The 13,066-nt window shown below is 68.2% G+C and carries 12 protein-coding genes; all 12 read right to left on the bottom strand.

The window, feature by feature from the left end:
- Nucleotides 1-2: 2 nt before the first annotated feature.
- The 12 genes from ACPPVT_RS10105 to ACPPVT_RS10050 all read right to left on the bottom strand — a co-directional run bounded on the left by ACPPVT_RS10105 (nucleotide 3) and on the right by ACPPVT_RS10050 (nucleotide 13,064).
- Complete coding sequence (locus ACPPVT_RS10105; protein WP_426566856.1) at nucleotides 3-695, bottom strand: PilN domain-containing protein; 693 nt, start codon at nucleotides 693-695, stop codon at nucleotides 3-5.
- The gene (pilM, locus tag ACPPVT_RS10100) at nucleotides 692-1,750 is read right to left on the bottom strand and encodes a type IV pilus assembly protein PilM (protein WP_426566855.1); all 1,059 of its coding nucleotides are present in this window, start codon (nucleotides 1,748-1,750) and stop codon (nucleotides 692-694) included. Before pilM ends, ACPPVT_RS10105 begins: the two co-directional genes overlap by 4 nt.
- A 96-nt stretch (nucleotides 1,751-1,846) precedes the next feature.
- Nucleotides 1,847-2,629, bottom strand: coding sequence for a prepilin peptidase (locus tag ACPPVT_RS10095; RefSeq protein WP_426566854.1), 783 nt, complete (start codon nucleotides 2,627-2,629; stop codon nucleotides 1,847-1,849).
- A 73-nt stretch (nucleotides 2,630-2,702) separates the two neighbouring features.
- Nucleotides 2,703-4,475: a hypothetical protein gene (locus tag ACPPVT_RS10090; protein WP_426566853.1), complete on the bottom strand. Its 1,773-nt coding sequence runs from the start codon at nucleotides 4,473-4,475 to the stop codon at nucleotides 2,703-2,705.
- A 1-nt stretch (nucleotide 4,476) separates the two neighbouring features.
- Nucleotides 4,477-5,181: a PulJ/GspJ family protein gene (locus ACPPVT_RS10085; RefSeq protein WP_426566852.1), complete on the bottom strand. Its 705-nt coding sequence runs from the start codon at nucleotides 5,179-5,181 to the stop codon at nucleotides 4,477-4,479.
- A complete protein-coding gene (locus ACPPVT_RS10080; protein ID WP_426566851.1) occupies nucleotides 5,181-6,527 on the bottom strand; it encodes a type IV pilus modification PilV family protein in 1,347 nt (448 codons plus the stop codon). Before ACPPVT_RS10080 ends, ACPPVT_RS10085 begins: the two co-directional genes overlap by 1 nt.
- Nucleotides 6,521-6,937, bottom strand: a complete 417-nt coding sequence (locus tag ACPPVT_RS10075) for a type II secretion system protein (protein ID WP_426566850.1) — start codon at nucleotides 6,935-6,937, stop codon at nucleotides 6,521-6,523. Before ACPPVT_RS10075 ends, ACPPVT_RS10080 begins: the two co-directional genes overlap by 7 nt.
- Nucleotides 6,938-7,130: 193 nt before the next feature.
- Entirely contained in the window at nucleotides 7,131-7,589 is a 459-nt protein-coding gene (locus ACPPVT_RS10070) for a type II secretion system protein (RefSeq protein ID WP_426566849.1), read from the bottom strand.
- Nucleotides 7,590-7,767: 178 nt separating this feature from the next.
- The gene (locus ACPPVT_RS10065; RefSeq protein WP_426566848.1) at nucleotides 7,768-8,988 is read right to left on the bottom strand and encodes a type II secretion system F family protein; all 1,221 of its coding nucleotides are present in this window, start codon (nucleotides 8,986-8,988) and stop codon (nucleotides 7,768-7,770) included.
- Between the two features lie 11 nt (nucleotides 8,989-8,999).
- Nucleotides 9,000-10,325, bottom strand: a complete 1,326-nt coding sequence (locus tag ACPPVT_RS10060) for a type IV pilus twitching motility protein PilT (RefSeq protein WP_426566847.1) — start codon at nucleotides 10,323-10,325, stop codon at nucleotides 9,000-9,002.
- Nucleotides 10,326-10,427: 102 nt separating this feature from the next.
- Nucleotides 10,428-12,092 (bottom strand): GspE/PulE family protein, encoded by a 1,665-nt coding sequence (locus ACPPVT_RS10055; RefSeq protein ID WP_426566846.1) that lies wholly within the window; start codon nucleotides 12,090-12,092, stop codon nucleotides 10,428-10,430.
- Between the two features lie 135 nt (nucleotides 12,093-12,227).
- Nucleotides 12,228-13,064 (bottom strand): shikimate dehydrogenase, encoded by an 837-nt coding sequence (locus tag ACPPVT_RS10050; RefSeq protein ID WP_426566845.1) that lies wholly within the window; start codon nucleotides 13,062-13,064, stop codon nucleotides 12,228-12,230.
- Between the last annotated feature and the right edge of the window lie 2 nt (nucleotides 13,065-13,066).

Below are 13,066 nucleotides of genomic sequence, written 5' to 3'. Positions count from 1 at the left end.
GGTCAGCCCTGCTTCCGGTCGTAGCGGTGGGAAAGCGCGTCCTGGGTGAGCGTCGCGGTCGAGCTGTAGTTGACGACCGAGGTCTCGCCGATCAGGCCCTTGGCCGAGGTCGAGAAGTAGGCGTCGCTCATGCCGGGCTGGCGGCCCAGCACGTCGAGCCAGGTCGCGACGTCCGGGTGGTCCATCGCGACGCCCTGGATGCTGACGGAGCCGATGCCGGTCGTGGTGGGGGTGACCGTCGCACCGGCCGCCGCGGTGGTCGGTGCGGCCACCGAGACGTTCAGGCTGGTCATCCACACGTGCGCGGGCAGCGTCAGCGAGAGGTTGTTCAACGTGCGGTACCACTCGACGTCCTGCGCCATCGCGGTGGACCGGGCGGTCTCGGCCGCGTCGATCGCCTCGATGGTGTGCGGGACGTCGGCGTACTTGGTCTGCTCGGCCTGCAGTCGCACCGTCTCCGCCTTGGCTGAGGCAAGCTCGTTCTCGGCCTTCTGCCGGTCACTGACCTGGGTGAGGTAGACCCCGGCCATGACGACGACGACGGCGGCCAGACCAACGCCCAGCAGGGCCTGCGTCCGCTTGAGCTTGCGGCCCTGCTCGATCTCCGGCGGCAACAGGTTGACCCGCGCCAGCCGAAGGCCGGTGGTGGACACGACGTCGAGACCCACGGCGTGGGTCTGCTCGGTCTGGCTCATCGGTCAGCTCCCAACGCGAGACCCACCGGCACGGCGACCAGGGGCTGGACGAATTCGATCTGCTCATCGGACAGGCCGGTCCGCCCGATGGACACGCTGCTGAGCGGGTTGCCCACCGACACCGGCAGCCGGGTGGCGGCCTCGAGTCGCTGCGCCAGGCCGTGCAGGCGTGAGCCACCCCCGCTGAGCACGACCCGCTTGAGGGTCCCGCCAGCCGGTGCGGACGATGCGTAGTAGTCCAGCGAGCTGCGCACCTCGTCGACGAAGCTGGCGGCCGTGGCCTCCAGCGCGCGACCGGCGTTCAGCTGCTGCTCGTGGTCGATTCCGCTCAGACCAGGGGCCTGCTTGAGCGCCTCGGCCTGCTGGCGGGTCATGCCCAGCGTGTCGGCGACCGCGTCGGTCACGTCCTGGCCACCCATCAGCAGGATGCGCACGAACAGCGGAACGCCGGCCCGGTGCACGACGATGTTGGTGACCCGGGAGCCGACGTCCACCAGGGCGACCGCGTCGGAGTCAGCGGCACCGAAGGAGCCGAGCGAGCGCAGCACCGCGAACGACGTCAGGTCCACCGAGGTGACCCGAAGCCCCGCGCGCTGGACGGCGTTGACGTTCGACAGCACCATCTCGCGGACGGCCGCGACCAGCAGTCCGCGCATCATCCGCGGCTGGCCGGCGTCGCCGTACTCCTCGACGGGGTGGAAGTCGAGCACCGCCTGCTCCACCGGCATGGGCAGGAAGTCCTGCACCTGGAAGGCGAGAGATGCCTTGAGCTCCTTCTCGGGAAGGGCCGGCAGCTCCACCTGGCGCACGATCACGCGCTGGTTGGCGACGCCGAGCACAACTTCCTTGTGGGAGAAGCCGGTGTGGGCCCACAGCTGCTTGAGGGCGTGGGAGACGGCGACTACGTCGACCACCTCGCCGTCACGCACTGCACCCTCGGGCAGCGCGACCTGCCCGAACTTCTCGAGCGTCACGCCTTGCTTGCCGAACGAGAGCTCAGCAGCGCGCACCCCCGACGTCCCGATGTCGAGACCAATCGCGGATCGTCCAGCCACCTCGGTACCCCTTCCATGCGGCGCAGCCGCCTGGCGGCCCTCTACGCGGGGCCGTGTCACAGGGAGAATCGGGCTGGGGTGGTCCGAACTTGAGCCCTAGATTTGGAACATTCCCCGATAGGCGTCCACAATCTGCTCGCCCACCAGGACAGCCACCATCGCCGCGGCCAACATGAACGGCCCGAACGGGATAGCGGTCTTGCGACCAGCCCTGCCGGCGAGCATCAGCGCGAGGCCGAACACACCTCCCAGCAGGAAGCCACCGAAGGCTCCGATCAGCAGCACTCCCCAGCCGAGCCAGCCGAGGTAGATGCCAAGCACACCAGCGAGTTTGACGTCACCGAAGCCCATCCCGCGCGGGTTGATGAAGGCGAGCAGGAAGTAGCCGGCGAACAGGACCGCGCCGCTAACGATCGCCCGGAGCAGGCTGCCCCAGCTGTCGTCGAGGATCGCAGGCAGCAGCAGGAGTCCTGCGGCAACGCCGTACGACGGCAGCACGATGCGGTCCGGCAGACGCTTGACGTCGATGTCGATCAGGGTGAGTGCGACGCTGATCGCAGCGAGGTAGAGGTAGGCGGGCAGCTGCCAGTCTGCGCCGAAGCGCCAGGCCACCACGCCGAACAGGATCGCGGTCGCGAGCTCCACCGCCGGGTACCGGACGCTGATGCGGTGCCCGCAGTCCCGGCAACGACCGCGCAGCAGCACCCACGACAGGACCGGGACGTTGTCCCGCTGGCGGATCGCGTGGTCGCACTGGGGGCAGTGGCTCGGCGGGCTGACGACCGACTCCCCGCGCGGCACCCGCCAGATGACGACATTGAGGAAGGAGCCGATCGCCAGACCGACTAGGGCACAGCAGAAACTCAGGAGCCAGAGCACGGGGAACACCTTAGACAGCGGTCAGAGCCGACCGGTGGTGCGGCACGCACGTGCCGCACCACCGGGACCGGAATCAGTACGCCGGCTGGATCTCGCCGGTGTAGTTGGCCGCCCAGACCGCATTGGTCCACTGCGGGAAGTACGGCGGTGAGGCATAGCGCAACCGCTTGTCGTACGAGTAGTTCTTCAGGTAGCCGGTCGAGTTGCCCTGACCGACGATGCCGCGCCAGCGCTGGGCCAGCGAACCCTTCACGTACAGCTGCCCCTGCTGGGTGCCGGCCTTGTAGGACTGCACCAGGAAGCTGTGCTGCAGCGTCTGGATGGATGCCGTCAGCTGGACGCCGGTCGCGGGGAACGCCGCGCTCGAGTGGTCGGGGTCGGGGTAACGGTGCGGCCAGCCGGCCACCTCGTCGGTGTTGCCGTCCCAGCCCCAGGTATTGCAGCGCGTGTGGCTGCTGTTCCAGGCCTGGCACTCCCAGGTGTCCAGCACCGGGTGGTAGACCTCGACCGAGTTGGTGGCGACCAGACCCAGCATGTCGCTGCCAGCCAGTCCGCCCGCCATCACGAGGTCACCGGTGACGATCACCGAGTTCTTCGCGGCCACCGTGACCCGGCCCTTGAGGACGCCCTCGACGTAGACGTTGCCCTTGCCGCAGTTGTGCGTCGCGAGCTTCATGTTGGCGTCGTAGGTCTGGTTACCGGTGGCAGCGCCCGTGTAGGTACCGAGCGGAAGTCCGTCCCCGATCTCCCCGCCCGCGCACATGTGCTCGCCGGCGGTGCCGTCCGTGACGTAGATGACCTGGTCGGTCGGCACGTTCACCGTCGTCCCCATGGGGCTCGTCCCGCCGCAGGCAGCGGTCGTCGCGGACTCCTTGCTCCAGACCTGCATCTTGCCGTCCGACGTGAACTTGATCCGGGTCGCGCCCTTGTACTGGCAGCCCGGGAAGGTCGCGAACTGGTCGCTGTTGTCCACCAGGTCCTTGGGGTCGGCGTAGACCGGCCACTTGGTTCCGTAGTCCGCGCCGTTGCCGTTGCGGTCGCAGTTGGTGTACGTAGCGACGTTGCCCGGGACCGCGCTCTTGCAGTTCGGGTCGCTGGTCTCCAGCCCCTGCAGGAACTTCGGCTTCAGACTGCCGTTGTTCGTCATCAGCGGCGTGTCGTTCGTGTGCACGGCGCCGTCCAGGACGTCGCCGCCGTAGAAGGTGATCTCCACGCAGTTCAGGCTGCCCGCACGTCCGCGGGTCGGCTGCCACCAGTACTTCGAACACCCCGCGTTCATCCCGGACGGGTAGACCGCCTTGTTGTCCGGGTCAGCGTCCTCGTGGTCGGTGTAGTACAGGAACTGGGTCGAGCCTCCACGGCCAACACCCACCTGCAAGGTCCGCACCGGACCCGTCGGGCGGGCTCGGCCGCTGGAGGTCACCAGGACCACACCGGTGCTGTCGAGCCTGCTCGAGTCGATGTCGTAGTGGAACGCCGCACCGTTGGGGTCACCGGGCTCGATCGGCTTCCATCCCGCAGCGGTGGTCGAAGTCCATGCGGGGGAACAGGTGTTGGCCGGCGTCCGCGAGCCCTTGAGCGCGAGGTTGGTGCAGTCGTCGCCGTTGCGCGCGTAGTTGTCGTTCCGGTTCAGGTAGCCGATGTAGTCGTCCACCCCGGCCTGGGCGGCTGCCAGCGCACCGTTCCAGTCCTGGTTCGTGCGCGATGAGCGCTGGGTGTTCAGTGCGTACCCCAGAGCGCTGAAGGCGACCAACGTCGCCATCATCATCGCCGTGATCACGAACAGCAGGCCGATGCCGTCGTCGCCCTGCGGCATCCGTGCGCGCAACACAGATCGAGTTCCCATGTCAGCTCTCCTCGCCGTTGCGCAGTACCGCGTCGTGGTTGGGCAGCGCCACCCGCAACACGTACGTGCTGCCGTTGCGCGAGCCCGTCGAGCCCTTCGTGGTCACCTGGATGTCCATCGAGTCGACGTCCTCCATCTGATCCATCGTCAGGCTCGTGCCGGTCAGTGGGTTGCCGAGCTGGTCGTAGTAGCGGAACAAGGCGGTTCCCGTCACGACCACGCCCCGGGCGAGGATCTTGGTCCGCACCACGCAGCCGGGTCCGGGCGCGCAGTACCGCACCGTGGTGTCCCCGGCCACAGGGGGCAGAGGCTGTTGCATCGACTCGGAGAGCACGCCGGCGGTCACCGCATAGCTGACCTTGCTAGCGCCGACAGCGTTCTCGTCGTTGTTGATGTTGGCGAAGAAGCGGATCGAGAAGGGGGTCGCCTCGATGAACGCCGCCGTGTCGGTGGACGAGGAGTCCGGCAGCTGGTTCGGCAGGATCGCCGTCCGCAGCGACTTGCCCATCGCGGAGACCGCGATCCGGCTGTCGGTCAGGTCGCTGAGCCTGGCCTGGGTCCCGTTGGTGGTCCGCATCGCACCCGTGTACAGAATCATGCAGGCCGAGAGCAGGATGCCCAGCACCATCATGACCAGCAGCATCTCGACGAGGGACGCGGCGCCGCGGTCACTGCCGGCGTCCGCCCGGCCCCTGAGCGCGCGCATCAGCTGGCCTTCAAGAGCACGGTCGTCGGCACGGTGCTGGTCGCGTTCCACGGCGTCTTCGTCACCGACTTGTTGATCGGCGCCGGCCAGACCGCGTCCAGCCGGTACTGACCGTAGGGGACCGAGGTCAGCAGCAGCCCGGTCACGCTGTCGCTGGTGCCCAGGTCGAGCACCGGCTGGCTCGGGCAGGTGATGCTCGTCGCCGTGACCCGCGCGCCACCGGTGACCGTGCTTCCGACCATGGTGGTGACCTTGACCGCGGCGAGCTTGGCCACTGCCGCGCGCCGGGCCCCCGGTGGCACGACCACCGGGGTGATGCGCGACACCCCGGTGGTGGCCGCCGGGTCCGAGTCGCTGCACCCGCCGCCCCACGGCGAGTACCCGCTCGTGGTCGGCCACAGCCCGGTCATCGTGGCGGTCCCACCGGTGAGCGGGAGGACGCGCTGCGAGCCGATCGCCGGCACGTTGGGCTGCGTGTAGCTGATCTGGCCGATGGTCGCCGGCATCCGGTACGTGGCGGGGTCGATGTTGCTCACGGTCACGTCGAGGGTTGCGGCCACGTCGTAGGTCATGGCGACCCGCTGCATCGCACCGGCCGAGACGGTGATCGGCGTCAGCACGGAGCGCTGGACGCCGGTCTGGTCGACCCAGCCGGCCATGTCCGCCGTCGCGCTGTAGGTACCGGCCGAACCGACCTGGACCACGGCGCAGCCACTGGCGTCGGTCGACTGGTTGAAGGTGCCGCCCGGGCCGGCGATCGTCAGCAGGACGCCGTCCGAGGGACCGCCGGCGGCGTTGGTGACCTTGACCGCGACGTAGGAGAGCGTCACGTCGTCCAGCGTGCCCTTGGGTGGGGTGAGCATGGACTGGCTGACCACCGGCTTGGTGCTGCCCATGTTCGGCCAGCTGACCTCCACCGAGACCCGCAGGCTCGGGTAGCTGACGAGGCTGCCGCCGTCGCAAGCGCTCGCCCCGTTGCCGATGGGCATCCACTGCACTTCGCGGCGCACGGTGTACGAGACGCCGTCGACGACGTTGCTCGACCCGGCCAGCGGGCTGCCGTTCGTGACCGTCCCGGCGTTGGCGACGGCCATGGCGTCGGTGTCGGAGGTGGCGAACTTGTTGCGGACGATCTCGATCTCACGCGCCGCCAGGTTCGCCGCAGCGACCCGCTCGCGGGCGGACTTCGACACCCCCATCGCGTTGACCAGAGTGACCCCCAGCGCGATGGCGAAGACGCTCAGAACGCCGAACGCGACGATGGCCTCGATCATCGAGAAGCCGCTGTCGTCGTTCACCCGATCCAGGCGTCGTCGCACTCGTGCGATGCCGACACTGCTTAGCATGTGCCCTCCTCTAGCCCGCCGGCGGCGCCGTAACGGAAGTCCTTGCGAAGACCGTGGTCGTTGGTCAGGGCCACGCACCAGGCCTCGGGATCGCCCAGGTTCGTGGAGACTCCGGACGACGGGTTGGTCGTGCCGCTGGTCAGCCTGAGCTGGGCCGTGTACCCAGCGGTGTCCGTGACCAGGACGTTCCCCGGCTGCGCGCTGAAGTCGAGCGAAACGGGCCCGGTTCCGTCGATGAAGTAGGTGCTCAGCTCGCGACCCAGCTTCGAGACGTCGGACCTGGTCGCGGTGTCGTGCGCCTTCGCGCGCTGGCTGATGAAGATCGGGATGGCGATCGCGGCAAGCATGCCGATGATGATCATCACGACGAGAAGCTCGATGAGCGTGAAGCCCCGGTCGGACCGGAGCATGTCACGGAGTCTTCGCACGGTCGCCGCCTTCCTCGCTCTGTCTCGCAGAAGATCTGCTGATGCTGCATCGGTCACCGCACGCACCCGCTTGAGCGACTCGGTGTGCTCCGAACGGGTGCGCTTCTGTCGGCCAGAAAACGCAGCAGCGGCCGTGAGGGAGAACCCTCACGGCCGCTGCCGTGCAGTGCGGTTGTCAGCAGCTGGTGGTCGACAGACCGTTGGCTGCGGAGTAGAACACGCTGGTCAGCGTGCCCGCGCTTGCCGTGATCGGCAGGGTGACGCACCAGGCGACGTCGTGGGTGCCGGTGCCCGGGTAGGTCAGGGTCGGCGTGCCCATCTTGTTGCTCTGCTTGCCGATGTCCTGCGCCGGTGCGGCGGCCGGTGCGCCCGGGGTCAGGGTGTAGCGCGTGTTCGCGGCGTTGAGACCGATGGTCGGGTCGACGGTGTTGTCCACGTAGTAGGTCGCGATCTCCTTGCCGATGGTCGACACGTCCGACTTGGCAGCGGTGTCCACGGCCTTCTTGCGCTGGTTGAGGAACACCGGGATCGCGATGGCCGCGAGGATGCCGATGATGATCATGACGACGAGGAGCTCGATCAGGGTGAAGCCCTGGTCCTTCTCCTCGGCGGACTTACGGATGCGAGCGAGCATCTGCTGCTCCCCTTCGTTGCTGAGCCGACCTTGTTCTCCCGCATCCTGTGTCGGGTCGGTGGCTCGATGACAAATAGTTCTTCGGCGTTGCGGGGCCTGGCTTTAGCAGCATTTTGAGATTCCTCCGAACAGCGCAATGGCGGCCCCCGAAGGGACCGCCATCGTGCTTGCCGGTGGACTACTTGATGAGGTCGAACACCTTGAAGATCGGCATGTACAGAGCGATGATCATGCCACCGATGATGCTGCCGATCACCGCGATCATCAGCGGCTCGATCAGCGCCGTGAGCGCCTCCGCGGTCGCCTCGACCTCCTGGTCGTAGAACTCGGCGATCTTGGCCAGCATGGTGTCCAACGCACCGGTGTCCTCACCGACGGACATCATCTGCACGACCATCGACGGGAACACCGGGTGGTCGGCCAACGGTTTGGCCAGCGCCTCACCACGACGGACGCTCTCGCGCACCTGCATGACCGCCCGCTCCAGGACGATGTTGCCGGTGGTCTCACCCACGATGTCCAGGGCCTGCAGGATCGGCACACCGGAGCTCATCATCGTGCCGAGGTTGCGGGAGAAGCGGGCCAGCGCGACCTTGCGGAACAGGTTGCCGAAGACGGGGACCTTGAACTTGACGGGGTCGACGACGCTGCGCACCCGCTCGTCGTTCTTGATCCGGGCCCACACGATGGGGCCGACGACCACGGTGACCAGGATGATCGGGGCGAGGAACTTCATGGCGTGCGACATGAAGACCAGCGCGCGGGTGGGCGCCGGCAGCTCGCCGCCGAGGTCGGTGAACATCTTCGCGAAGATCGGCACGATGAACAGCAGCATGCCGATCACGGCGATGACCGCGATCACGAACACGACGACCGGGTAGGTCATGGCGGACTTGATCTTGCCGCGGAGCTTGACCTCGGCCTCGTAGTTCTCCGCGATCTGCAGGAGCACGGAGTCCAGGAAGCCGCCGACCTCGCCGGCACGGGTCATGTTGACCAGCAGCGGCGGGAAGATCTTGGGGTGCTTGGCCAGGGCGGCGGACAGCGACTGTCCGGTCTCGACGTCGGCGCGCACCGTGGACAGCGCCGACCGCAGCGTCTTGCTGTCAGTCTGGTCCGCGAGGATCGTCAGGGCGCGCAGCAGGGACAGGCCCGAGTTGATCATCGTCGCGAACTGGCGCGACATGACCGCGAGGTCCTTGAGCTTGACCTTCCCGCCGAACCCGGGGATGGTCAGCTCCTTCTTCATCCCCGAGTTCGCCTGGGTGATGCTCACCGGTGCGTAGCCGAGCGTCTTGAGCTTCTGCACCACCTGGCCCTGGTTCTCTGCATCCAGAGTTCCCTTGACCAGCTTGCCGTCGCGGTCGCGGACGGCGTACTCGAACGTCATCGTCGCCATGTTGGGTTTCCTCAGATCCGGCCGAGCAAGCGGTTGAAGTCCTCGACGTGGTGGCACTTCTCCAGACCGTGTTCGTACGTGATCTGGTTGGTGCGCACCAGCTCTGCGAGGTGCTGGTCCATGGTGTGCATTCCGTGCTTCGCCCCGGCCTGCATGGCCGAGTAGATCTGGTGCGTCTTGCCCTCGCGGACCAGGTTGCGGATGGCGGGGGTGGCGACCATGACCTCGGTGGCCACGACCCGGCCCTTGCCGTCCCGGGTCTTGCACAGCGTCTGGCAGACGACGCCCTGGATAGCGCCGGCCAGCTGCACGCGGACCTGCTGCTGCTGCTCGGAGGGGAACACGTCGATGACGCGGTCCATGGTCTGGGCGGCGTCCTGGGTGTGCAGCGTGGCGAAGACCAGGTGACCGGTCTCGGCCGCGGTCAGCGCCACCGAGATCGTCTCCAGGTCGCGCATCTCGCCGACCAGGATGATGTCGGGGTCCTGGCGCAGTGCGTGCTTGAGCGCGTTGCCGAAGGACTTGGTGTCCTCCCCGACCTCTCGCTGGTTGACCAGGCAGCCCTTGTGGCGGTGCAGGAACTCGATCGGGTCCTCGACCGTCATGATGTGCTCGTGCCGGGTGCGGTTGGCCAGGTCGACGACACCCGCAAGGGTGGTGGACTTGCCCGAACCGGTGGGGCCGGTGACCAGCACGAGGCCTCGCGGCAGGCCGGCGAAGTTGTTCACGGCCGGCGGGATGCCCAGCGCCTCCAGCGGCTTGATCTCGTAGGGGATCAGCCGGAACGCGGCACCGAGCGCCTCGCGCTGCCGGTACACGTTCACGCGGAACCGGGCGCGGCCCGGGACGGAGTAGGCGAAGTCGAGCTCGAGCTCGGTCTCGAAGCGCTCGCGCTGCTTCTGGGACAGCATCGCGTAGATGGCCCGCATCAGCACCGGGGGCGTGAGCACGGTGTGCTCCCCCATGGGACGCAGCTCGCCGCGGAGCCGGATCATCGGCTGGGCCCCGGACGTGATGTGCAGGTCGCTGGCGCCTGTCTCGATCATCTCGATCAGCAGCTCGTTGATGTGCAGGTCGCCCTCGAAGACCTCGGTGTTCACGCGGACGGGGGCCGTCTGCCCCTGGGACGCGGACACCACAGGGGCGTTCGCGGTCGGCGGGCTCACCGGCGCTGGGACCGGTGTTGCGGCCGGCGCCGCGGCCACCGGGGCCGGCGCGGCGTAGGCGGGCGCAGCTGCGACCGGCGCCGGTGCGGCCGGTGCGACCGGTGCTGCGTAGCTGTCCTGAGCCGGTTGGTAAGCGAACTCCGGCACGTACGGCTCTCCGACAGTGCTCACGGCACTCCCCTCATGGCAGGCTCGTCGCCTGCATGGCTGTCGAGCTGGATCACTTCTCAGCCGCTATCGGCACGCCCCGGCGGCGCCTTGAGCCATCTGGGCTCAGACGACGACGCGCAGGACCTCTTCGATCGAGGTGACCCCGTCGATCACCTTGAGCCAGCCGTCCATCCGCAACGTGGTCATCCCCTCGGCCCGCGCGGTCTCCCCGATCACCGCGGCCGAGACCCGCTCCACGGTGTGCCGTTCGATCTGCTCGGACACCTTCATCACCTCGTGCAGGGCGACCCGACCCTTGTAGCCGGTCTTTGCACACGCCGAGCAGCCCACCGGACGGAACAGGACCGGCAGCTCCTCCCCCGGCGTCCACGGGAACCCGACCCGCTCCAGGTCGGCCGGCTCCGGTTCGAACGCTTCCTTGCATTTGCTGCACAGACGGCGCGTCAGGCGTTGCGCCAGAACGCAGTCCAGTGCGGAACCCACCAGGAACGGCTCGATGCCCATCTCGGTCAACCGGGTGATGGCGGACGGCGCGTCGTTGGTGTGCAAGGTGGTCAGCACCAGGTGGCCGGTGAGCGCCGCCTCGACGGCGATCTGCGCGGTCTCGTGGTCGCGGACCTCACCGATCAGCACGATGTCCGGGTCAGAACGCAGGATCGAGCGCAGGGCGGCGGCGAACGTCAGGCCGGCCTTGTTGTTGACCTGCACCTGGTTGATCCCGGGGAGCCGGTACTCGACCGGGTCCTCGACGGTGATCACGTTCACCTCGGGCTTGCTGACGATGTTCAACGTCGCGTACAGCGTCGTCGACTTGCCCGAACCGGTCGGGCCGGTCACCAGGATCATCCCGTACGGCTTGACGAAGCTCTCGCTGAAGCGCTCGTAGTTGCCCCGCGAGAAGCCGAGGTCGTTCAGCGTGAGCCGAGCCGTGGAGTTGTCCAGGATGCGCATGACGATCTTCTCGCCCCACACCGTCGGCAGCGTGGCCACCCGAAGGTCGATCTTCTTGCCGTTGGCGGCCACCGACAGCCGGCCGTCCTGGGGGATGCGGCGCTCGGCGATGTTGATGTCCGCCATGATCTTCAGCCGCGAGATGACCCCGCTCTGGATCGCCTTGGGCGAGCGCATGATCTCGTGCAGCACACCGTCGATCCGGTACCGAACCCGCAGGTCGTGCTCGGTTGGCTCGAGGTGGATGTCGGAGGCGCGGTCCTGGATCGCCTGCGTGATCAGCAGGTTCACGTACTTGACGATCGGAGCGTCTTCGGTGATCTCCTTGACCTTGTTCAGGTCCTCGTCCTCGTCGACCATATCCATGGCCGAGGTGATGTCGTCGAGGTCGGCGTCCGCGCGGTAGAACCGGTCGATCGCCGCGATCACGTCCGTGCGGGTGGCCACCGCGGGTCGCACGTCCATCCCGGTCATCGACCGGATGTCGTCCAGCGCGAACACGTTGCCCGGGTCGGCCATCGCGATCAGCAGCTTGCCGTCGTCGGTGTAGCCGATCGGCAGGCAGTTGTGCCGCCTGACCACCGCACCGGCGACCCGGGCGGTCGCGGAGCCGTCTACCGGGTAGTCGGTGAGGTCGACGAAGGGCAGGCCGATCTGCTGGGCAAGCGCCGCGACCAGCTGGGTCTCGGTGAGCACCCCTTGCTCGACCAGCACGCGGCCAAGGCTGCGCCCGGCCCGCTGGTGCTCCTCGAAAGCGGCAGCCAGCTGACCCTCGCTGACCAGACCGTCGGAGAGCAGGATTTCGGCAAGCTGCATGAGTCGAGCACGCTCCCCTTTTGCCGTGATCCGTTGTCGGTCCGGTCATCGACCGCGAGGGGGGTCACCTTGAGCAGCGATCGTGACCCGCTGAGGCCGCCCACGATCACGATCCGTGAGCGTCGTCGCGGACCGTCACCGCCCGGCCAGCTCCGTCTCACCCGCAGCGCGCATCGCGGCGTCGTCAGGCTCACGGCCTGTCATCAGCCGGACCTGCTCGGCGGCCTGGTGCACCAACATGGTGAATCCGCCCAGCGCGGTCCCGCCGGCACCCTGCCAGCTCGTCGCGAGCACGCTCGGCCACGGGTGGTAGGTCACGTCCAGCATCAGCCCCGGCACCGACGTCCCCTCGAGCAGCCGGCGCACCTCGTCGTGGGCCGGCGCGGGCACCGTGCTCACCACGACCTGAGCGGCCGCGAGCAGCGGGCCGGCCTGCGCCCAGCCGGCCAGGACGACGTCCAGGCCGAGTGCCCGCCCGGCGGCGACCAGGTCCGCGGCTCGCTCCGGAGACCGGACGACGACCTGTGGCCGGCGGCAGCCCAGGTGGGCCAGGGCGGCGACCGCGGAGCAGGCGGTCGCGCCGCCGCCGAGCACCACGGCGGAACTCAGGTCCCGTACCCCCCGCTCGCGCAGCGCCTCGACGATGCCGTGCACGTCGGTGTTGTGCCCCACCCGCCCACCGACGCCGTCCAGGACCACCGTGTTGACCACCCCGGTGGCCGTCGCGAGCTCGGACTGCGCGGTCAGCAGCGGCTGCACCCAGCGCTTGAGCGGCATGGTCAGCGACAGCCCGGCCCAGCTGCCGTCGCAGGCCCCCACGAAGTCGGCCAGCCCGGAGTGCGTCGACACCTCGACCGCGCGGTAGGTCCATCCGACGAGGCCGAGCGATCTGTAGGCGGCCAGATGCAGCACCGGCGACAGCGAGTGCTCGATGGGCGAACCCAGGACGGCCGCCTGACGCGCGAGCGTCATGA

The organism is Angustibacter sp. McL0619 (assembly GCF_049994355.1).
Lineage (GTDB): Bacteria > Actinomycetota > Actinomycetes > Actinomycetales > Angustibacteraceae > Angustibacter.
This window is presented reverse-complemented; position numbering and strand designations above follow the sequence as displayed.